General features: G+C 68.1%; 24 protein-coding genes. 8 read left to right on the top strand and 16 right to left on the bottom strand.

The features are described 5' to 3' along the window. Positions 1-9: 9 nt before the first annotated feature. Positions 10-531 (bottom strand): hypothetical protein, encoded by a 522-nt coding sequence (locus tag JOD62_RS09505; protein ID WP_204939055.1) that lies wholly within the window; start codon positions 529-531, stop codon positions 10-12. Further along, positions 528-812, bottom strand: a complete 285-nt coding sequence (locus JOD62_RS09500; protein WP_204939054.1) for a putative quinol monooxygenase — start codon at positions 810-812, stop codon at positions 528-530. Before JOD62_RS09500 ends, JOD62_RS09505 begins: the two co-directional genes overlap by 4 nt. 81 nt (positions 813-893) lie before the next feature. On the opposite strand from JOD62_RS09500, the gene rarD reads away from it, so the two are divergent. Continuing rightward, complete coding sequence (gene rarD, locus JOD62_RS09495; RefSeq protein WP_204939053.1) at positions 894-1793, top strand: EamA family transporter RarD; 900 nt, start codon at positions 894-896, stop codon at positions 1791-1793. Positions 1794-1834: 41 nt separating this feature from the next. Here the strand turns inward: rarD and JOD62_RS09490 are convergent, their stop codons facing one another. From JOD62_RS09490 to idi, 8 genes are read right to left on the bottom strand one after another with little or no spacing between them, the layout of a single operon-like run. After that, positions 1835-2374: a YaeQ family protein gene (locus tag JOD62_RS09490; protein ID WP_204939052.1), complete on the bottom strand. Its 540-nt coding sequence runs from the start codon at positions 2372-2374 to the stop codon at positions 1835-1837. A 23-nt stretch (positions 2375-2397) separates the two neighbouring features. After that, entirely contained in the window at positions 2398-3267 is an 870-nt protein-coding gene (locus tag JOD62_RS09485) for a prenyltransferase (protein ID WP_204939051.1), read from the bottom strand. Further along, entirely contained in the window at positions 3267-3587 is a 321-nt protein-coding gene (locus JOD62_RS09480) for a lycopene cyclase domain-containing protein (RefSeq protein WP_204939050.1), read from the bottom strand. Before JOD62_RS09480 ends, JOD62_RS09485 begins: the two co-directional genes overlap by 1 nt. Continuing rightward, a complete protein-coding gene (locus JOD62_RS09475; RefSeq protein WP_204939049.1) occupies positions 3584-3913 on the bottom strand; it encodes a lycopene cyclase domain-containing protein in 330 nt (109 codons plus the stop codon). The genes JOD62_RS09480 and JOD62_RS09475 overlap by 4 nt, the downstream gene beginning before the upstream one ends. Continuing rightward, complete coding sequence (gene crtI / locus JOD62_RS09470; RefSeq protein WP_204939048.1) at positions 3913-5442, bottom strand: phytoene desaturase family protein; 1530 nt, start codon at positions 5440-5442, stop codon at positions 3913-3915. The genes JOD62_RS09475 and crtI overlap by 1 nt, the downstream gene beginning before the upstream one ends. Next, entirely contained in the window at positions 5439-6299 is an 861-nt protein-coding gene (locus JOD62_RS09465) for a phytoene/squalene synthase family protein (protein ID WP_204939047.1), read from the bottom strand. The genes crtI and JOD62_RS09465 overlap by 4 nt, the downstream gene beginning before the upstream one ends. Beyond that, positions 6296-7321, bottom strand: coding sequence for a polyprenyl synthetase family protein (locus tag JOD62_RS09460; RefSeq protein ID WP_204939046.1), 1026 nt, complete (start codon positions 7319-7321; stop codon positions 6296-6298). Before JOD62_RS09460 ends, JOD62_RS09465 begins: the two co-directional genes overlap by 4 nt. Next, positions 7309-7851, bottom strand: coding sequence for an isopentenyl-diphosphate Delta-isomerase (gene idi, locus JOD62_RS09455; protein ID WP_204939045.1), 543 nt, complete (start codon positions 7849-7851; stop codon positions 7309-7311). The genes JOD62_RS09460 and idi overlap by 13 nt, the downstream gene beginning before the upstream one ends. A gap of 86 nt (positions 7852-7937) precedes the next feature. On the opposite strand from idi, the gene JOD62_RS09450 reads away from it, so the two are divergent. The 4 genes from JOD62_RS09450 to JOD62_RS09435 all read left to right on the top strand — a co-directional run bounded on the left by JOD62_RS09450 (position 7938) and on the right by JOD62_RS09435 (position 11484). Next, positions 7938-8459, top strand: a complete 522-nt coding sequence (locus tag JOD62_RS09450; protein WP_307818791.1) for a MarR family winged helix-turn-helix transcriptional regulator — start codon at positions 7938-7940, stop codon at positions 8457-8459. Next, positions 8456-9853 (top strand): MFS transporter, encoded by a 1398-nt coding sequence (locus JOD62_RS09445; protein WP_204939044.1) that lies wholly within the window; start codon positions 8456-8458, stop codon positions 9851-9853. Before JOD62_RS09450 ends, JOD62_RS09445 begins: the two co-directional genes overlap by 4 nt. A gap of 21 nt (positions 9854-9874) precedes the next feature. After that, positions 9875-10561, top strand: coding sequence for a DUF899 family protein (locus tag JOD62_RS09440; RefSeq protein WP_204939043.1), 687 nt, complete (start codon positions 9875-9877; stop codon positions 10559-10561). Positions 10562-10638: 77 nt separating this feature from the next. After that, positions 10639-11484 (top strand): TspO/MBR family protein, encoded by an 846-nt coding sequence (locus JOD62_RS09435; protein WP_204939042.1) that lies wholly within the window; start codon positions 10639-10641, stop codon positions 11482-11484. A gap of 25 nt (positions 11485-11509) precedes the next feature. Here JOD62_RS09435 and JOD62_RS09430 read toward each other — a convergent pair whose 3' ends face one another. Continuing rightward, positions 11510-12679 (bottom strand): AI-2E family transporter, encoded by a 1170-nt coding sequence (locus JOD62_RS09430; RefSeq protein ID WP_271171497.1) that lies wholly within the window; start codon positions 12677-12679, stop codon positions 11510-11512. A gap of 84 nt (positions 12680-12763) precedes the next feature. Then, entirely contained in the window at positions 12764-13654 is an 891-nt protein-coding gene (locus JOD62_RS09425) for a TIGR01777 family oxidoreductase (protein ID WP_204939040.1), read from the bottom strand. Positions 13655-13712: 58 nt separating this feature from the next. On the opposite strand from JOD62_RS09425, the gene JOD62_RS09420 reads away from it, so the two are divergent. Then, positions 13713-14516: a DUF1206 domain-containing protein gene (locus tag JOD62_RS09420; protein ID WP_204939039.1), complete on the top strand. Its 804-nt coding sequence runs from the start codon at positions 13713-13715 to the stop codon at positions 14514-14516. 58 nt (positions 14517-14574) lie between these two features. Here JOD62_RS09420 and JOD62_RS09415 read toward each other — a convergent pair whose 3' ends face one another. Continuing rightward, on the bottom strand, positions 14575-15024 hold the full coding sequence (locus JOD62_RS09415; protein ID WP_204939038.1) for an aromatic ring-opening dioxygenase LigA: 450 nt from the start codon (positions 15022-15024) through the stop codon (positions 14575-14577). 210 nt (positions 15025-15234) lie between these two features. On the opposite strand from JOD62_RS09415, the gene JOD62_RS09410 reads away from it, so the two are divergent. Beyond that, positions 15235-16137 carry a hypothetical protein gene (locus JOD62_RS09410; RefSeq protein ID WP_204939037.1) on the top strand — a complete coding sequence of 301 codons (903 nt, stop codon included), beginning with the start codon at positions 15235-15237 and terminating at the stop codon, positions 16135-16137. Positions 16138-16153: 16 nt separating this feature from the next. Here the strand turns inward: JOD62_RS09410 and JOD62_RS09405 are convergent, their stop codons facing one another. Next, a complete protein-coding gene (locus JOD62_RS09405) occupies positions 16154-17596 on the bottom strand; it encodes a glycosyltransferase (RefSeq protein ID WP_204939036.1) in 1443 nt (480 codons plus the stop codon). 130 nt (positions 17597-17726) lie between these two features. Between JOD62_RS09405 and JOD62_RS09400 the strand changes: the two genes are divergently transcribed. Beyond that, complete coding sequence (locus tag JOD62_RS09400; protein WP_239526616.1) at positions 17727-18134, top strand: hypothetical protein; 408 nt, start codon at positions 17727-17729, stop codon at positions 18132-18134. 22 nt (positions 18135-18156) lie between these two features. Here the strand turns inward: JOD62_RS09400 and JOD62_RS09395 are convergent, their stop codons facing one another. Together JOD62_RS09395 and JOD62_RS09390 are read right to left on the bottom strand one after the other, a co-directional pair. Beyond that, positions 18157-19650 (bottom strand): FAD-dependent oxidoreductase, encoded by a 1494-nt coding sequence (locus tag JOD62_RS09395; RefSeq protein ID WP_204939035.1) that lies wholly within the window; start codon positions 19648-19650, stop codon positions 18157-18159. Beyond that, the gene (locus JOD62_RS09390) at positions 19647-20147 is read right to left on the bottom strand and encodes a CinA family protein (RefSeq protein WP_204939034.1); all 501 of its coding nucleotides are present in this window, start codon (positions 20145-20147) and stop codon (positions 19647-19649) included. Before JOD62_RS09390 ends, JOD62_RS09395 begins: the two co-directional genes overlap by 4 nt. Positions 20148-20217: the final 70 nt, after the last annotated feature.

Raw genomic sequence — 20217 nt, 5'->3', positions numbered from 1 at the left:
GCGCGTGCCCTACACCGCGCTGCGAAAGAACAGCCGGTCGATGATGTCGCCCGGCACCACGGGTTCCGCGATGATCCGGTCCAGCAGGTGCCCGATGCTGTCCGCGACGACGGTCGTCTCTTCGAACTCGGGCTCCTCTCCGCAGACGACAGCACCATCAGAGCGAACGGCCAGATACACGTACGCGCCGTCAACCGACTGAAGGATCGGCAGATGCGACCGCCAGAACGCCGCCACCGCGGCGAGGCTCTCGGGATCGTCGGCCGCGTCCCTGCTGAGAACCTCGAACTCATCCCAGGCGAAACCGTCTGCGTCGGCGCGCGCATAGTCATCGCGGGAGAGAAACCACGTCGTCTCCGCCGCGTTCGACAGCAGCCCGAAGGAGCTCACCCATGCGATGGCATCCGGAAGCGCCCCCTCGAGGCGCGCCGGCAGGTTCGCGTCTGGTGCGGGCGCGGGCGCATGCTGCCACCCCGCGGATCGCAACCGCTCCACGACGCGAGACACATCCGACGCCGATCCGGGCTTCACGCACCCATGCCTTCGACCGTGTAGGCCCGTTCGATTCCGACCGTGCCCTTCGCCCACTCGCTGTCTGCAGCCCGTTCCTGATGCGCGCGGAACGCGGCAGGATCCGCGAACTCCTCATCGACCTGCCAGATCAGCGGATCGGCCGTCTGCACGACGTCAAACGAGAGACACCCCGGCTCTTCCCTCGTCAGGCGCACATGCTCGGGAAGGTGCGCGCGTACGCGCGCGATGTCGGCATCGGTGGCGCAGCGAAGTTGTCCGGTGAGTCGCACGGTGGTCATGCTGCGATCCTCCCACGTCGGCGTCACCCGGATAGGCTGGATTGCACGCCCGGTCGCCCTCCGTGGCGGGAGAGCAGTACCGTGTCAGAGTTCGCGCCCCGAGCACGCCTCGGCGTCATCGCCTCGGTGCTCTCGTCGACCATCTTCGGCGTCGTGTTCATCCTGTCGGCATCGCTCGATTTCACCGGCAACGTGTTCTTCGGCTGGCGCATCGTCTTCGCCGTCGCACTGCTGCTCGGCTTCCTCGGCATCACCCGCCGCCTGCCCGCACTCCGCGGCCTTCTGCGACGACTGCGCGGCAATCCACGCCTGATCCTCGCGATCATGCTCTCCTCGGCGATGCTGGGCTTTCAGCAATGGCTGTTCACGTGGGCCCCCGGCGAAGGCCGTGGGCTGCCCCTGGCACTGGGCTATCTGGTGATGCCGATCGCCCTCGCGCTCACAGGACGCCTCCTCTTCCGCGAGCGGCTGGGACCGTGGCGGATCGCCGCCGTGAGCGTCGCGGCCGTCGGCGTCGGCTATCAGGTCTGGCAGTTCGGCGCCCTGTCGTGGGAGACGCTGGCCGTGGCGCTCGGGTACCCGATCTACTTCGCCGTCCGCCGTTTTGCGCGGATCGAGGGCAGCGCCGGCCTGACCGCCGAGATGATCCTGATCCTGCCGGTCGCGCTCGCGCTTCTGCTGATCGATGACCCGACTCTGGCGACCCTGCGCGATCCCGGTTCAGCCCTCAGCCTGAGCCTGTTCGCGGTGCTCGGCGCCGGCGCGCTCGCTCTGTACATCGGCGCGAGCCAGCTTCTCCCGCTGAGCCTCTTCGGCATGCTCAGCTACCTGGAGCCGGTGCTGCTCATCGTCGCCGCGACCGTGGTGCTCGCAGAGCCGTTGTCCGTGCAGGAGCTTCCGACCTACGCCGCGATCGCGCTCGCTCTCGTCCTGCTCGCCGGCGAGGGACTCCGACGCCGAGGCCCGAAGACCTCTCTCTGACGCGGATGCGACGACGACGCAGCATCCGCCATCGCGGCTGTCTACTGAATCGGGTGCTGGTGAACAGCGGAGCTCAGATGCGTGCCGTTGAGCTCGAGATAGAGCTGCCCCTCGGTGACCGACAGGGTCATGGTGCTGCGGCGTTCGAGCGCGGCAACCGCGTCTTCGATGAACCCGGGGTCGAAGCTGTGCAGCGTGATGGCCTCGGCGTTGTGAATCGTCTTGCCTGCCCACGGGATCACGACCTTGGCGGGGTCGCGGTGCGTGTAGATCGTCGTGCGATCGGCGAGTTTGCTGCCGTAGTGCAGACGAGTGGCATCCGGAGCGCCGACCTCGATCCATCCGGTCACGCGTCCGGTGAGATCACGCACCAGGATCGCGGGCTCATCCACCGAGGAGATGCCCTCGCTGAAGCCGATGCCCTCCTCGTACTCGAGGCAGTACGCCAGCACGCGGGTCATCATGTAGGCCAGCGTCTCGGACGGATGCTGCGCGACACGCAGCGTGAGCTCTTCATAGACTCCGCGGTCGACATCGGCGAGATTCACCGTGAACGTGTGGATGGTCGCGCCGATAGCCATAGTTCACGAGCCTACGCGAGGGATCAGCTCGGCAGATTCCACACCCAGATCAGCAGCATGGTCACACCGAATCCGGCGATCTGGTTGAGCCAGAGGAACCTCTTCCATCCACGCGTCGCCTGCTCGCATTCCTCGTCGGCGAGAGAGCGGAAGGGCCAGATCGCGACGAGGTATGGCACCACGAGTACGGCCGCCAGCGGGCCCGGCCACGGCGTGAAGAGCATGAGCACGCCCGCCGCAGCATAGGCAGCCAGCGCGAAGCGGGTTGTTCGCGCTGCCCCCATCACCGTGCCGACCGACGAGATGTCCGCCGCCCGGTCGGACGTGATGTCCTGCACCGCACCGAAGGCATGACTTGCGATGCCCCAGCAGAGGAACGCGATGACGATGAGCACAAGCGACACATCCCAGCGCGCCCCGGCGAGGACGAGACCGTACACGGCGGGTGACACGAAGTGCACGGCGCTCGTGAAGGAGTCGAGGAAGGGCACCTCTTTCCACCGCAGCTTCGGCACCGAATACGCCAGGACGAAGAACACGCTGATCGCCAGCACGATGCGGCTCGCGGTGTTGCCGACGACCAGCATCCAGACCAGGAACGGGGCGCTCAGAGCGACCGCGCTGATGATCGTCGTGCGGTGCATCCGCGTTCCGAGCACCGCACCGTGCGCGCCGCCCTTGCGCGGATTGCGCAGGTCAGACTCGTAGTCGAACACATCATTGATGCCGTACATGAGCAGGTTGTAGGGCACGAGGAAGAACAGCGTCCCGACGATGAGATTGGCATCGATCTCGCGCGCCGTCATCAGGTAGGCGGCCGCGAAGGGATAGGCGGTGTTGATCCAGCTGATGGGACGCGACGCGAGGAACAGCTGACGGACGGTGTCGCGCATCAGGCGCTCTCTTTCTTTCGCGCGGTCTTCTGCGCGAGGAGTGCTGCGAGCGCCGGCAGCCCGAAGGCGAGACAGAGCGGATAGGCGAAGTCCTCAATGGGAGCGAGGAAGATGCGAATGCCGCTGATGAGGGGCTCCGGGTAGGTGAAGAGGCCTGCGCTGATCATGAGGTTGTCGAAGATGGCGGTGAGAACGAAGAGCACGACGAATGCCGCGGATGACACGAGCAAGCGCCGCCCGATGCCGGGAACGCGAGCGGAGACCGCGACCGTGAGCACGGTCACGGCGAGGAACGGCAGGCTGATGAGCAGGTAGGTCACGCGGCATCCGCTCCTCGTCGGCGCCACAACTTCTCGCCCGCACCGATCAGCACGAGCGTGAGATACGTGAGGAAGGCGAGGAAGAACGGCTCTTCGAGGGGCAGATGAGGAGCGAGGTCGATGCCCAGAAACCACGGGCCCGTCCCCTTCACGAACACCCCGGCCGCAATCCCGACGATGTCCCAGACGAGCAGGAACCCCCATCCGATCGCGAGCAGAAGCAGCGTACGACGGCGATCGCGCCAGAGGGCGAGCCGCCAGCGCGCATCGCAGACGGCGACGCCCGCCGCCGACACGAGGATCGCCGCCAGGTACAGGCCCGGCATCAGAGCGCGCTCCGCAGCGCGCCGATGCGCCCGGGCGCTGTCTCACCGCGGACGAGCTTGGTGACGATCTCGGCCGAGATCAGGCACATCGGCAGGCCGATTCCGGGCGTGACGTCGGCGCCCACCCGGTAGAGCCCGTCGATCCCCGGAACCGTGTTGCGATCGCGCAGCAGCGCACTCTGTCGCAGCGTGTGCGCCATCCCGAGAGCGTTGCCCTGCCAGGTGCGCAGGTCGGTCGCGAAGTCCTGCGGCGTGATCGTGCGGCGCACGACGATGCGCTCGGCCAGGTCCGGAATGTCGCACCATTGGGCGATCTGTGCGATGACACGATCGGCGGTCCGCTCGATCTCCTCGTCGCCACCGCGGTCGATTCCCCCCGCCCCGGATTCCGGGTTCGCGGGTGCGGGGACGAGCACGAAGAGGTTCGTGTCTCCCGTGGGCGCGACCGAGGGATCCGTCTGCGACGCGGCGCAGACGTACAGCGACGCAGGATCGGGGATGTGGCCGCCGGCGCGGGTGATCGCATCGAAGTTCTGCTGCCAGTCGGCGGTGAACAGCAGTGTGTGGTGAGCCAGCTGCGGCACCTCACCGCGCACGCCGAGCAGCAGAAGCAGCGCCCCCGAACTCGGTGTGCGCTCACGTCTCCGTCCGGTGCTGGCGCCACCGAGAAGGTCGGCTTCGAGGTGGTGCAGATCGGTGGCGGCGACGACGAGGTCAGCGTCATGAGTGGTTCCGTCGGCGAGCTCGACGCCGTGCGCACGACCATCGCTCACCAGCATCCGCCGCACGTCACTGCCCAGGTGCACGCGCACGCCGCGCTCGCGCGCGAGGCGCTCCAACGCGGCGACGAACGTGTACATGCCGCCCTGCGGGTAGAGCACCCCGTCGTTGAGGTCGAGGTGACTCATCAGCTGATACAGGGCGGGCACGGTGTAGGGCGTGCCCCCGAGGAACACCGCCGGGTAGCCGAGCACCTGGCGCAGCCGCGTGTCGGTGAAGCGGGCGTCGACGTGCCTCGCCAGGGAACGGCTCAGCGACGGCACGAGCTGGGGCGCGCTGCGCAGCACGGCCGGATGCCGCAGGCCGGACAGATTCTGGTAGCCGTCGTAGAGGAAGTGGTCGACGGAGAGGTGGTACGCGTGCTCGGCCGCATCCAGATAGCGATCGATCTTGGCCCCCGCGCCCGCCTCGATCGACTCGAAGAGCGCGACGGCCTGCGCCCGTCCGCTCACGACATCGAAGGGCGGATGTCCCTCGCTGTACACACGATATGCGGGGTCGAGGGCGACCAGATCGAGCTGTTCGTCGGCGCTCGTGCCGAGCAGAGCGAAGAAGTGCTCGAACACCTCGGGCATCAGGTACCAGCTGGGCCCGGTGTCGAAGCGGAAGCCGTCTTTCTCCCACGTGCCCGCGCGTCCGCCGAGCTGATCGCGCGCCTCGTGCAGTTCGACGTCGTGGCCGTCGGCGGCGAGCAGCGCAGCGGTGGCAAGACCTGACACTCCCCCGCCGATCACGATCACGTGACTCATGCCGCGACCTCGCTCGCCGAGCCGCCGAGAAGCGCGCGGACGGCGATGAACGCCTTGGCCGATGTTGGCACCGACGCCCGCTCGGTCGGGTTCGTCTCCAGGCGTCGGGCGAGCGCGCTGAACAGCTGGTGCGCGAGGATCACGGCACGGCGGCAATCCGGCGGAAGGTCGGGGATGACGCGTGCGGCCGCATTCAGATCGTGTCGGATGCGCCGCAGCACCTCTTCGCGCTGGGCCGGGTCATCTGCGCCGACGTAGTCACGCCCGAGGACCTGACGGTCGTGCGCGCTGTCGCGGAGGAAGTTGATGTCCTGAAAGGCCGCCCCGAGGCGCCGCGCTCCCGCGGTGAGATGCGCGGGAGCGGTCCGCGCCCGGTGGTAGCCCGCGTTGAGGAAGACCTGCAGGCACATGAGTCCGACCACCTCCGCCGAGCCGTAGACGTAGCGGTCGTGCGATGTGGAGTCATGTGCGGTCACGTCGATGTCGGTGCGCATCGAGTCGAAGAACGGGCGGATCAGTCCCTCGGTGATGCCGCTCTCGCGCGCGGTCTGCGCGAAGGCGTGGACGATGAGATCGGTGCTGAAGCCAGATGCCACCGCCGACAGGGTCTCACTCTCCAGGGCGTCGATGAGCGTCCGCAGCGCCTCGGCATCACGGCATGCTCCTCGTCCCGGCCCGTCCACGATCTCGTCGGCGATGCGCACCAGCGCGTAGACGTTGCGCACGTGGGGGCGTACGCGTGGACCGAACATCCGCGTCGCGAGAGAGAACGAGGTGGAGTAGTGGCCGATCACCACAGCGGCGGCGGCGGACGCGGTCTCGTCGTAGCGCTCGCTGTCGCTGAGTCTGCGGCTCATGGCACTCGCCCTTCGATCTCGGCGGCCACATCTTCGACGAGCATCACGATCCCCACGGGCAGCTCAGCGGCCTGCGCCCGCGCCCGCTCCAGGTGTCCGCGCAGCAGAACGACGGTCCGGTCCCGCGCACCACTGCGCTCGAGCATCCGCTGTGCACGGCGCACCGCGACGGGGCCCGTGTTCGCGAGCGCGAGCGCACCCTCGACCTCCGGCCACTCGGCACTCTCCTGCGCCAGCGCCACGAGGGGTGTGCGCTTGCCTTCGCGCAGATCCGCACCGCTTTCCCGTCCGGCCTGCGCGTCGGTCCCGAAGGCCCCGATGAGGTCGTCGGCGAGTTGAAACGCCACCCCGAGCTCGTGGGCGACCGCGCGCAGAGTCTGCTCTGCGTCCTCATCGGCGCCGGCCAGCGCCGCACCCGCGCACAACGGCGCCGTGAACGAGTAGACCGCGGTCTTGTTGGCGGTCATCCCCAGGGCTGCGTCGCGGTCCGCGCCTGCGCGGGTCGCGTCTTCCCACTCCCCGGCCGCCGACACGGCGAGCGCGGCATCGAGGTGCGCGGCGAGCCGTGCCCGCACGGGTGCTTCCGCGTCTGCGGTGAGGATGGTTCGGGAGGCGGCATACAGCAGCAGGTCCCCGACGAGGAGCGCGCCCGCGTCTCCGATGCGGGTGCTGGCTGCTTCGTCTTCTCCGGCGGTCTGCGCCTGGCGCGCCAGATCCCCGCGCACATTCAAGCGACCACGGCGGTGGGTGTCCTGGTCGATGATGTCGTCGTGCACGACGAAGGCCGCGTGCAGGATCTCGTAGCCGGCGGCCACCCGCCAGAGGCTGTCGGGGAACGGGCTCGACGAAGCGAAGGCACGGAAAGACTCCAGCACGAGGCGCGGGCGGAACCGCTTTCCTCCGGTGGTCGCTGCGCGCATCTGCGCACGGAGCGCGTGTCCGGATGCCCCGGGCAGCGGAAGCTCGTCGATGATGCACGAGATCTCCTCATCGACGCGATCGTGGTCGCTCACGCTGCCCATGGCGTCTTCTCTCCTGTGGCAATCTCGTCGAGCTGCTGCTCGAACCACGGACTGAATGCGAAGGGGGCCGCCCGCACCGCTGTGCGCAGATCCTTCGGATCAGCCCAGACGAACTCTGCAACCTCAGTCGCGTCGGGTCGCACCGCCGATGTCGCGCGCGCGGTGTACACCGGGCAGATCTCGTTCTCGACCGTGCCGCTCGCATCGACAGCCGAGTAGCGGAAGTCCGGGAGCAGTGGGGTGATGTCAGTGAGTTCGAGGCCGAGTTCCTGCTGTGCCCGACGACGGATCGCCTCCTCCATCGGCTCATCTGGGCCGGGGTGCCCGCAGAAGGAGTTCGTCCACACTCCGGGCCAGGTCTTCTTCGTGAGCGCTCGACGTGTCATCAGCATCCGGCCGTTGTCGTCGAAGACATGGCAGGAGAACGCGAGGTGCAGCGGAGTGGTGTCGTGATGCACCTCGTTCTTGAGCGCTGTACCGATCGGCTGCCCGTCGTCGTCGACCAGGACGACGCGTTCTTCGTGACCCATGTGCATCCAATCGCTAGTTTCTCTAGCAATATAACCGAACTCATTGCATGATGAAATACTGAGTTGCGGGACTGCGGGAGGAAGAAGTGCGCGAATCCCCGATGGGAGAACGCGAAGCCATCATCATGGACGTGCTTCGCGCCGTGCGTTCCTTCGGCGACTCCCATGACCGGATGAGCACCGGCATGAAGCTCGGCATGGACATGAACATCACCGACATCGCCGCGCTCCGGCTGCTGATCATGCGCGCCGAGAGCGGCGCGCAGGTCACCCCCGCCGACATCGCCCGGCACCTGCGCATCTCGACGGCCTCGACCACCAAGCTGCTCGACCGGCTCGTGGCGTCCGGACACGTTCTCCGCGGGCCGCACCCGGTCGACCGCCGCGCCCGCGTCGTGACCCTCACAGACTTCGCCAAGTCGGAGTTCTTCCGACTCTTCGGCGTGCGCCTGCGAGCCATGCGCGGAGCCGTCGCCGACTTCACCGACGATGAGCTCGCCGCGGCCACCCGCGTCATCACCGCGATCAGCGAGGCTCTCGACGAGCAGGAGTCGGACGCGCAGAGTCCCTCCCGCAGCATCCCCGACGGGCGTACGCTCAGCGTGTGACCACGTTCACTTCCACGCAGCGCGGCGTCGTCGTCGTCGCGATCCTGGCCTCCTTCGTGACCTTCCTCGACGGGAGCGTCGTGACCGTCGCCCTGCCGGCGATCAGCCGCGAACTCGGCGGGGGCATCACCACGCAGCAGTGGGTCGTGGACTCGTATCTCATCACGCTGAGCGCACTCATCCTCCTGGCCGGCTCCCTCTCCGACGCGTACGGTCGCGTACTCATCATGCGGGTGGGCCTCATCGCCTTCGGCATCGCATCCGTCGCCGTCGCACTCGCGCCCGACCCGCTGATCCTGATCATCTCCCGCACGCTTCAAGGGGCCGCCGGTGCTCTGCTCGTACCGAGTTCGCTCGCCCTGATCACCGCGACCATGCGCGGCGAGGTGCAGGCACGGGCGATCGGCGCCTGGACGGCGTTCACGACCGCCGCCTTCCTCATCGGGCCACTCATGGGCGGCCTCTTCGTCGACTACGCCTCCTGGCGCTGGGTGTTCCTCATCAACGTCGTGCCGATCGCTGTGACGCTGTTCCTGCTGGCGCGGCTCGATCTCCCCCAGCACCCCCGGGGCGCCCGGGTCGACTGGGTCAGCGGCGCGCTCTGTGCTGTCGGCCTCGGGGCCGTCGTGTTCGCACTCATCGAGCAGCCGAACCTCGGCTGGGACTCGCCTGCGATCTGGGTCCCCGCCCTCGGCGGTGCGGCGCTGTTCGCCCTCTTCCTGATGCGACAGAAGGGGTCGGACGCTCCGCTCATGCCCCTCTCGCTGTTCACTGTGCGCAACTTCGGCTGGGGCAATCTCGCGACTCTCTTCGTGTACGCCGCCCTCGCCCTGAACGGCTTCGTGATCGGCGTGTATCTGCAGCAGGGTGCGGGCCTGAGCGCGACACTCGCGGGTCTCGCGAGTCTGCCGACGACGGTGCTCATGGTGCTGTTGAGCTCGCGGGCAGGCGCTCTCGCCGGCCGCTTCGGACCGCGCATCTTCATGACCGTGGGTCCGCTGGTCATGGGCGTCGGCGCCATCCTGCTCCTGACGGTATCCCTCGACTTCAACTACTGGTGGCAGGTGCTGCCGTCGGTGACCGTGCTCGGCCTTGGCCTTGCGATCACGGTCGCGCCGCTGACCTCCGCCATCCTCGGTGCCATCGACGAGAGCCGTTCTGGCATCGCCTCGGCCGTGAACAACGCCGTCGCCCGCGTGGCCGGTCTGCTCGTCGTGGCGCTGCTCGCCACGATCGTGGGAGGCACGCTGGACCTCGCCGGATTCCACACGGCGGCGTGGGTGACCGCGATCCTCATGGCCCTCGGCGGGATCGTGTCGTGGATCGGCATCCGTCGCCCGCCCGCCGTGCCCGTTGACCCGGTCGACGCCCCTCCGGAGCGGGCGCAGACGTAAGACTCTCACTGGAGGCTTCTCATGAGCGATCTCCCCCTGCCGCCGATCGTCGATGCCGCATCGTGGCGACGCGACCTCGACGCCCTGCGCGTACGCGAGAAGGCGGCGACACGCGAGCTCGATGCGATCGCAGCCCAGCGACGGCGGCTTCCCGTCGTCGAGCTGCCGACGTACACCCTGCAGAGCGCAGACGGCCCCGTCACCCTCGCGGAGATGTTCGACGGGCACTCACAGCTGATCACCTACCACCACATGTGGTTCCCGCACGAGACGTGGCAGTGCCCGGGATGCACGGGGTACACCTCGCAGTTCACGCGCCTGGACTTCCTCCAGGAGGAGTACGACGCCCGGTTCGTCATCGTGACGAACGGCCCGCTGGACGAGGCGCTCGCCTACCGCGACCGCGTCGGCAACCAGATGACCTGGTACTCGAGCGCCGAGAGCCCTTTCGGTGCCGACATGGGTGCTGCTCCCGGCGAAGGCTTCGCGATCAACACCTTCGTCCGTTCAGGCGACACGGTCTATCGCGCGTGGCACACCGACGCGCGCGGCACCGAGCAGCTCGGCTACCTGCACGGCCTCATGGACGTCCTGCCCTACGGACGCCAGGAGGAATGGCAGGATGTGCCAGAGGGATGGCCGCAGCGACCCACCTACGGGCACGGACTCGACTCACCTGACATCGCACGGCTCTACGGCTCTGCCTGAGCATCCGCACATCTCAGAGAATCCACCCCGCCGCAACCCCTCTTCCGCGATGGCATCACGCTCGGTACGGTGCCAGCATGAGCACACCGAGTGAGAACACCCCCACCCCCGCAGATCGCGTGCGGCAGGTCACCGTCCTCCTCGGCGGGCTGCTCGCCCTCTTCGGGGCGTTCCTCGGCTCCGGGGCGCTCGGCGGTACGCCGGTTCAGGATGCGGCGGGCGGCGCGCTCGCTGCGGACGCCACGCTGCTCGCCCCCTACGGTCCCGCCTTCTCGATCTGGTCGGTGATCTACGCAGGGCTCCTCGGCTACGCCATCTGGCAGCTGCTCCCCAGTCAGGCCGCACGGCTCCGTCATCGTCTGCTCGGCTGGTGGATCCTGGCCTCTCAGGTGCTGAACGCGCTCTGGATCCTCAGCGTGCAGGCGGGCTTCCTCGGTGCCTCGGTCGTGATCATCGCCGTGCTGCTGCTCGTGCTGATCATCGTCTTCGTGCGGATGCGACAGCTGGACGCTCGCGGATGGGTCGACATGCTGACGATGGATGCCACGATGGGTCTGTACCTCGGATGGGTCACCGTCGCGACGATCGCGAACATCACCGCGTGGCTCGTCGCGATCGGTTTCGACGGATTCGGCTGGCCCCCGGAGGTCTGGGGGCTGATCGTGATCGTGGTGGGAGCGACGATCTCCGTGGCGACGGCGCTGTGGAGCCGCGGGCGCCTGGCCCCTGCGATCGCGACCGCCTGGGGACTCGCCTGGATCGGCGTCGCCCGCGTGATCGACGAACCGTCCTCAGCGCTGGTCGGCGCGACAGCTTTCACTGCGGCCGCACTTGTCCTCGCGGCAGCTCTCATCGCACGGCTGACAGATCGGTCGCGGCGTCGCCCCGAGACGGTCGAGGCTCTGGTCGGCGGTGCGACCTAACCCCTACGGTCGGTAGCGGGCGAGGTCACGCCCTGTCATCCGGGACCGGATCTTCGTCGGTGCGGGACTCATCTTCCGGTGCCGCGTCGCTCTCTGCCTCTGCGGCCGCGACATGCTCGTGCGGTGGACCCGGCGGCACGGCCGTGCGATCGCCCGTGATCCACCGTAGCCACAGCGCGTCGGGATTCGGCTCGAGGAGCAGCGCCCGGGTGGCCAGTGTCAGCGGAATCGACAGGATCGCACCGAGGGGCCCGATCACGAACGTCCAGAAGATCACCGAGAAGAAGCTCAGCGTGAGGCTGAGGTCGACGGCGTCGCTCACGAACTTCGGCTGCACGAGCACCTGCAGAACGACATTGACGACGGAGTAGACCACGATCACGCCGATCAGCATCGGCCAGTCCCCGACGACAAAGGCGAGGATCGCCGGCGGAATGACACCGAGCACGAAGCCGATGTTCGGGATGAAGTTCGTGACGAACGCCAGCACGGCCCAGATCGCAGGTCCCGGCACGCCCATCCACCACAGCGCCAGACCATCGATGATCGCGACGATGGCGCCGAACGCGGCGTTGACGATGAAATAGCGGCGGATGCCCGAGTTGAGTCGAGTGATGCGCTCGATCGCGGCGGCGTGCGGTGCACGGAAGGCCCCGGGTACGTTCCGATATCGGGCGGCGTCGACGGCCATGAAGATCACATAGGCGAAGACGAAGAAGAGCGCCGTAGCCACCGCGAGGACAGTGCCGCCGACGTCGGAGGCAAGCCGCAGCAGAGTGGCCGGGTCGAGCGCCTGCGCAAGGGAATCGGTGGTCTGCTCGGTGATGCCGAGCGACTCCAGCCAGGCCAGGAACTCATCGAGACGCTTCCCGAGCTCGCCGTCGTCGGTCAGGCCGATCACGAGCCGGACGAACTGGTTTCCGGCGAACCAGAGCAGGGCGCCCATCGCCAGGAGGATCCCGTAGGCAAGGGCGATGACGCTCGTCGTGCTGAGCCAGCGCGGCCATCCTCGCCGCTCCAGCGGCACCCGCAGAGGTTCGCAGATGACGACGATGACGATCGCGAGCGCGATCGGGCCGACGATCTCCTTCGCGAAGAAGATGCCCGCGATCACCACGGCGGCTGCGGCGAGCCCGAGGAGTGTGCGCAGGGTCGGGGGCAGCAGAGGAGGGGCAGGCGTTGCGGGGCTGGTCACCTGCACAGCGTAATGCGCGGCGCTCAGACGGCGACGGCCGATTGCACAACCTAGCGAGCACTCTCACCGCCCGAAAGGGGGCTCTCAGCCGAGCACCGCCGCCGTGGCCGCCTCGACGGTCTCGTCCCGAAAGGTGAATCCGGCGTCACAGAGAACGCGCGGAACGACCTTCGCATCCGAGGTCAGCAGCGAATCGACTGGCGCGCGCCCGAGGCCGATCCGCACCGCCCATTCCGGTGCGCGGAGCCAGAACGGACGATGCATCGCGCGAGCGACAGCACGCCCCAGATCGTTCGCGGATGCCGGGGTGGGACCGCTGAGATTCACAGGCCCTTCGACGTCGGCGTCGATGAGGTACCGGATGGCGCGCACCTCATCCTCGAGCGAGATCCACGGCCAGATCTGCGTGCCGCGTCCGATCGGTCCACCCACGCCGAGTGCGGTCAGTCGCATGAGCGGCTTCAGCACTCCATCCGGATGCACGATCGGCGCAGTGCGCAGGTGCACGACCCTGGTCGACGCCCCTGCGGTGCGCGCGGCCGCTTCCCATTCGACGCAGAGCTCCGCGAGGAAGGTGTCACCGCGGGAACCGGCCTCATCGAGCTCGACTCCCGGTTGCGACCCGTAGTACCCGACAGCGGAGCCACTCAGAAAGGGTGGCGCGTCGGAGCCGAGCGACTTCAGGGCCGCGGCCAGCGTCTCGGTCGGACGCAGGCGCGACTCACGCAATGTCTGCCGATAGCCGGGCGTCCACGGCAGACGCCCGATGCTCGCACCGTTCACACCCACCACCGCGGAAGCCCCCGCGAGCACATCGGGGTTCAACGGCGCAGCATCCGTCAGCCACTCCCGCTCATCCGTCCCGCGCGCAGGGCGGCGCACCAGCCGCACGACATCGACGCCATCGGCGCGCAGACTGTCGGCGAGCGCCGTGCCGATGAGACCAGATGCTCCTGCGATGACGACTGTGCTCATGCTGCGATGCTTCCATGCCTGGTCCCGCGCGACAACCGGGCATCCCTAGGATGAGCACATGAGAAGCGAAGCCCGTCGGGCCGCGCGCAAAGCCGAGTCATCCACGATCCTGCGCGTGCTTGCGCGCGCCGGCTTCGCCGCGAACGGTGTCGTGCACGTGCTCATCGGGTCGCTGGTGCTCGCGGTGGCTCTGGGCGGTCGGGGCGAGTCGGATCAGGCGGGTGCTTTCAAGGCGCTGGCCGCCGCACCGTTCGGCTTTGCACTGCTCTGGGTGCTGGCCGCTGCGCTCTGGGCGCTGGCTCTGTGGCACGTTCTCGATGGCATCCTCGCGCCGCGGGGCAGCGCCGCACAGAAGTGGGGTCGACGCGTCTCGGAGTGGAGCCAGGCCGCGGTCTTCCTCGTGATCGGCATCCTCGCAGCGTCCGTGGCTCTGGGGGCACGCCCGGACGCAGATGAGACGGCGGCGGATGTCAGCCGCGGTGTGCTCTTCGTCCCCGGCGGCGTGTTCGTTCTCGGGGGCGTGGGGGCAGGCTTCGCGATCGCCGGCGTCGCCTTCGCCGTCATGGGTGTGCGGCGCAGCTTCGTCGCGAAGATGCGCCTGCCGGACGGTCCCGTCGGGCACGCTGTCACCGCTCTCGGCGCTGCGGGGTTCATCGCGAAGGGACTGTCGCTGATGAGCATGGGCGTGCTGCTGCTCGTCGCCGCATTCAAAGTCGATCCGGATGCCGTAGGCGGGCTGGACGCCGCGATCGCCGCGCTGCTCGAGATGCCTTTCGGCCCCGCGCTCACGCTCGGAATCGGCGCCGGGCTCGTCCTCTACGGCGTCTTCTGCGGATTCCGCGGGCGCTACGCCGACCTCTGAGGGATCTACCACAGCGCCCTGCCATCGCCCTCGGCGGCGACAGGGCGCTGCGGAATGCCTAGTGCGCGGGAACCACCTCGCGCCGCAACGACAGCATGGCGATGTAGGCGAAGACCATCGTCACGACACCGGCGCCGATCGCGAAGAGCGCGACCCCGAACGAGATGACCGAGGTGAACAGCGACGTCCGCAGAGTCGAGGCGGTCTTCATGGTCTCGCGCAGGGGGTCGTCCTTGCCGAGTTCGGCGTACGTCTTGCCGTCCGTCATCTCCAGAGCGTGCTGATTGATGACCTCGGCCTGCGCGAACGCGGTGACCGGGTCCTGCACGGGGCTCCCGGCGAGAATCGCCGCATCCTTCGAGACCGTGATGTTCTCGGCGGCCAGCTGCGTGCTCACGGCGATCCAGGCGCCGATGCCCGCGAGGACGAACAGAACGCCGATCGTCATGGCCACGGTGGCGAAGAGTCGAATCCGTCGCGCATGGGGAGAAAGCGCTGCATCTGTCATAGTGCGTCTTCCGTTTCGTATGTGTGTGGTCGGTGTTTTCACGGCTGCGCAAGGGAACAAGGGGGGAGGCTCCTCGCGCGAGCAGCGTTCAGTGTCAACCAGGTCGGGGCGTTGTTGGGGGTGATCGTCGGGGTATGTGGATTTCCCCATAGGCGAGGCGCGCGCAGATCACGGTTGGCGCCATGCAGCGAGGTCGGCGACGATAGAGGGATGTTTGGTCCTCGCTGGCGGCGGATGCTGCGCCGTCACCGTGACACGGTGGATCTGCGGTGGCTGTCGGCGAGGTCCTTCACCGAGAAGTGGTACCCGCAGGGCATCGATGTCGGCGTCTGGCAGGGCCGACGCGCGCTTGCCGTGAGCTGGTTCCGCAAGGACAAGACGGGGCAGCACCTCGCATCCCGCGTCACTCTGATCGATCCACAGCGATCCCGTCACCTTGATCTGAGCTTCGCGATCCGTGATGAGAACGGCGATCTCCAGCCTGCGCAGATCCATGCCGGCGGTCTGGCCTGGTTCGATGACCGTCTCTTCGCGGCGGCGACCAATGAGGGCATCTGGGAGTTCGATCTCAGCGAGGTCACGCGTCTGCACCGAAAGGACGTGCGCCGGGTGACGGGGCGACGAGGATTCACCGGTCTCGCCGTCGTGCGCACGCGCGTCCATCCCGTCTCGCTGCGCTGCTCGTTCCTCGGACGCGCCTTCGATGGGGACGGCACCCCGCTGCCACGGGTGCTGATCGGCGAGTATCGCATCGACGACCGCGGGCGCATCGGCGAGTTCACGATCCCCGACGGACCAGTCGGTTTCATCGCCGTCGACGATCCGACACCGACAGCCGACGGGGCCGCGGAGGCAGGCGCACCGGGCATCCCTCGCATGCAGGGCGTCGCCCGATGGGGCGATCAGATCTTCGTCTCCCAGTCACGGGGAATCCGCAAGCCCGGACGGCTGTGGGTCGGCGAGGGGCGGATGCTCCAGCGCAGCCCGATCCCCCTGCCGGTGGGCACGGAAGATCTGGCGCTCGACCCGCAGGATCAGATGCTGTGGACGATCGGCGAGCACCCCTGGAAGCGTGTCGTGCGCGGCATCCGCTTCGCCTCGCTAGGGATCTGACCTCTGTGAGAAGATCTCAGCGACGCAGACGAGACAGGAACCCGCGGGGCTCGACGGGCGCGTGCCCTGCGGCCTCACGCAGCACCCGCGCCCAGATCTCGATCACGCGCGCCTCGGTGAAGTCCGCGGCACGCTTGCGGGCGCTGCGACGCATCGCTGTCAGGCGTCGTTCGGGGAGGCGAGACGCGTCGACGAGCGCAGCGGAGAGCGCCGCGACGTCGTCTTTCGCGACAAGCCATCCGTTCTTGCCGTGATCGATGAAGTCGCTCGGCCCGTAGCTGATGTCGTAGGCGATCGGCAGACACCCCGCTGCCATGGCTTCGCCGATGGCAAGCGCGAACGCCTCGGACCGGCTGGTCAGCAGGAGCACGGATGCCTGAGCCAGGCGTTCCTGCACGTCGGTCGTGAAACCGTTCAGCCGCACATTCGGGTCGCCGCTCGTCCGTTCTTCCAGCTCCGCCCGCAGGGGTCCGTCACCGTAGACGTCGAGCGTGACCGGCGGGGCGAGCGTCGTGTTCGCGCGCTGCACGGCCTCGATCGCCTGGTCGACCTGCTTGAGTGGCTCAAGTCGCGCGACCATGGCTGCGCCGGTTCTGCCGGAGTCCGCGGACGGCATCGGGTCGGGCAGCGAGTTCGGCACTGTGAAGAGCCGTGGTTCGGGACCGACGATGGCGCGCACATCGGCGCGCTGTCCGTTGGTCGGGAAGACGACGGCGTCGAAGTCCGACAGACGAGCGAACACCTCACGGCGGGAGATGCGCACGGGCTCAGGGCCGTCATTGAGATGCGAGCCGTGCACGACATGGATCGTGGTGACATGCTCGCGTCGATACGTGAGGACGAACTTTGCGACGACCTTGCTGTCGACGATGAGGAACGACGGCTTCTTCGCCGTGAAGCGGTCGAGCCATGCCGTGTACAGATGCCAGACCTTGCGCCATGACCTCACCGGTGCGCCGGTCTCATCGCACAGCACGAGCGAACGGCCGCTCTTCGTTCCCGGCTCGGTGCTGTCGTAGCGGTCGCTGAGAACCAGCGTTCCGTCGGCACGGAGATGGTCGATCTGCATCACGTCGCCCGCGTCGTTGTGCCGGATGCGACGACGCACCGGCCCGTCTTCGGTGTCACGCTCGTCCAGCCCCTGTCCGGGTTCGATCGGAGTGAAGACCTCGCGATCAAGGTACAGGCCGCCACCGGGAAGGGGATGCTCGCGGAGCCAGTCGTACAGGTTCCCGACGGTCACACCGTCGATGAGCGCCTCGCGCTCGGCCAGCATCTGGTCGCGGCGCACGCGGTTCTCGCGCGGATCCAGGGTGAACACCGAGACATCCGTTCCGCCCAATGTTCGAAACGCCCGAGAGCGGCGCAGCATGGCCGTCGTGAGCCCGCCGAAGGATTCGGGGATCGACCAGGTCAGCGCGATCTGCCGTCCTTCGGGAAACTGCACCGTGCGTGGCATCCGGAGTGCCTCCCTCGATTCGTTCGCCCGACACCTCAGAAAGGACGCTCAGTGCGGGGCAGGAACCTCGACACTACGCGAGGCAACCCGACATTGCCTGAGGAACAGTGCGTCCGCCTACGCTGAGAGGATGATGGTGGAAGAACCGCTCGCGGGCGGCAACGCGACGGCGAGCGTCGTGCGCGTGGGCGAGACGGTGCGAAAGCCATGGCTGTCCTCGACGCCCGCAGTTGCCCGATTGATGGCGGTCGTACAGGATGCCGGGATCGATGTTCCGGCCCACCTGGGCGCTGACGCTGCGGCGCGACTCGCCGCGATCATCGACGGCTATGCGCCCGCTGACGAACTCCGCGCGGCCCTGCCCGCGACGCTGGGCACCCGCGCGGCCGCCATGCATGCGATGCTGCGCGATGCCGCAGCATCCGGGGTCGAACCGTGGTCGACGATGTTCACCGAGGGCCACGGCGCGTATTGGGCCGGAGTCGCCGAGTACGCGCGCACTCACGAAGCTGAGTGGGCACGGGCGCTCGACGTCTGAGCGTCCGCGCACGCGCGGCGAGTCAGCCGGGCATCCTGCGCAGGTCCTGCGTCGCCGGCCCCTCCAGCAGGCGCCCCTGCGCGTCGAACCGCGACCCGTGCAGAGGACAATCCCAGGAGCGTTCCGCGTCATTCCAGGTGACGATCCCGCCGAGATGCGTGCAGACCGCGGAGAGCCGGCACACCACACCCTCGACGGTTGACACCGCGACCGGGGCGCCGCGCTCGTTGCCGACGACACCCGCCCCCTCCGGAGGATCCGCATCCGGCAAAGGGCTCAGTTCCGCATCGACCCAGCCTGTGGCGAGCAGCCCTGCAACGCGTGCGTTCGCCGCGACGCCCGATCCGAGCGAGGCAGGCCGCGTCACGCGATGATGCAGTTTCTCCGCCCACGGCAACGGCACGCCGAGACGATCTGCGCTGAGGCTGAGAGCCGCGGCGACGGCGTTCGTCATGCCCCACTTGTTGAACCCCGTCGCGAGGGACACCTTGCCGCCCGTGCGCGGCATCCATCCGACGAACGGAATCCGGTTCGCTGACTGATAGTCCTGCGCCGACCAGGCATGCGTGCGGATGGCTCCGGGGAAGTGCGACGCCGTCCACGCTTCGAGCTCCTCGACGTTTCTGCGCGTCGGTTGCCCTTCCCCGACGAGATGCCCATTCCCCCCGACGATCAGGCGCTCCTCACCCTGCACCGGCGCCGTGCGCAAGGAACGGGTCGGCGAGTCCAGCGACAGGTACATTCCCGCCGGGAGCGCGTCCTCCGGCATCCGGAAAGCAAGTGCGTACGAACGGTGAGCGGTGACCTTCGCGAAGTAGAGTCCGCGGTCCAGGAAAGGCACTCCCGTCGCCAGAATCACATGGTTCGCGAGCATGTCACCCGCGGTCGTGCGCACCGTGCACGGCTCGCCGACGTCGATATCCGTCACGCGCACGCGCTCGATGACGACTCCGCCCGCGCGTCGCACACCGCTGACAAGTGCGCGTACGACGTGCAGCGGGTCGAACTGCGCCTGGTCCTTCAGCCGCAGCGCCGAGTAGGTCGGGAACGGGAGACCGAGGTCGTCGACATCGTCCACATCGAGACCCGCCTCCCGCGCGGCAGCCTTCTCCGCTTCCGCCTCAGCGCGGGCGTCGGTGTGCGTCACGTAGCTGAAGGCGTCACGACGCTGGACAGGAACTCCGGCACCCTGCAGGTACTCGAGCAGCCAGGCCTGCCCCTGGCGATTTCCGTCCATGTATGCACGCAGCACGTCCTGAGAGGTGTGCGTGCGGATGTCGGCGATGGCGCCACTGTGCAGGAGGCTCAGCTTCGCTGTGGAATGCCCGGTCGTCACCGCGCCCGGTGTGCGCGCCTCGACGACGGCGACCGACATGCCCGCGTCCGACAGCATCTGCGCGGAGGCGAGACCGGTGAGACCCGCGCCGACCACGATCACGTCGAATCTCGCCCCGGGCTCGAACCGATGCACGACCGCCTCGACGGGCAGCGACGTGTCCATCCAGAGCGAATTCATGAGCGTCCTCCTCGTGTGTCGGCTGCGGGATGTGGCCGCGAGAGTTCTGCCTGGACGAGCCTGATGATGGCATCGATCGTCTGCTCCAAGACCTCTTCAGGTTCGCCGTCGAAGTGCCACTCCCGCACGACCACGCGCCCCTGCGTCGACACCGCAGCGAAGACCGTCCCTGCCGGACGGCCCTCTTCCGGATCCGGCCCGCCGACACCTGTCACACCGACGCCGACGCGCGCCGTGAGCAGCCGCTCGATCCCGGTGGCCATCTCTTCCGCGCACGGTGCGGTGACCACGGGCCCCGGCGTGACACCGAGGACGTCGAACTTGACCTCGGGCGCGTAGGCGACCAGGCCGCCGCGGAACCAGTCCGACGCGTCGGGTGCCGCGGCGAGCGCACTGCTCAGCTGCCCACCCGTCAGCGATTCCGCGACCGCGATCGTAGCGTGCGCCTCCGTGATCCGCTCGGCCAACTCTCTCACCTGCGACGTCGGGGTGTTCATGCGCGCCGCCGGTCGGGTCGGAAGGCGTCCGTTCGTGTGCTCATGCCTGACGGTAGGCCGCGTGCGCTGG

Source organism: Microbacterium keratanolyticum (assembly GCF_016907255.1).
Taxonomy (GTDB): Bacteria; Actinomycetota; Actinomycetes; order Actinomycetales; family Microbacteriaceae; genus Microbacterium; species Microbacterium keratanolyticum.
This window is presented reverse-complemented; position numbering and strand designations above follow the sequence as displayed.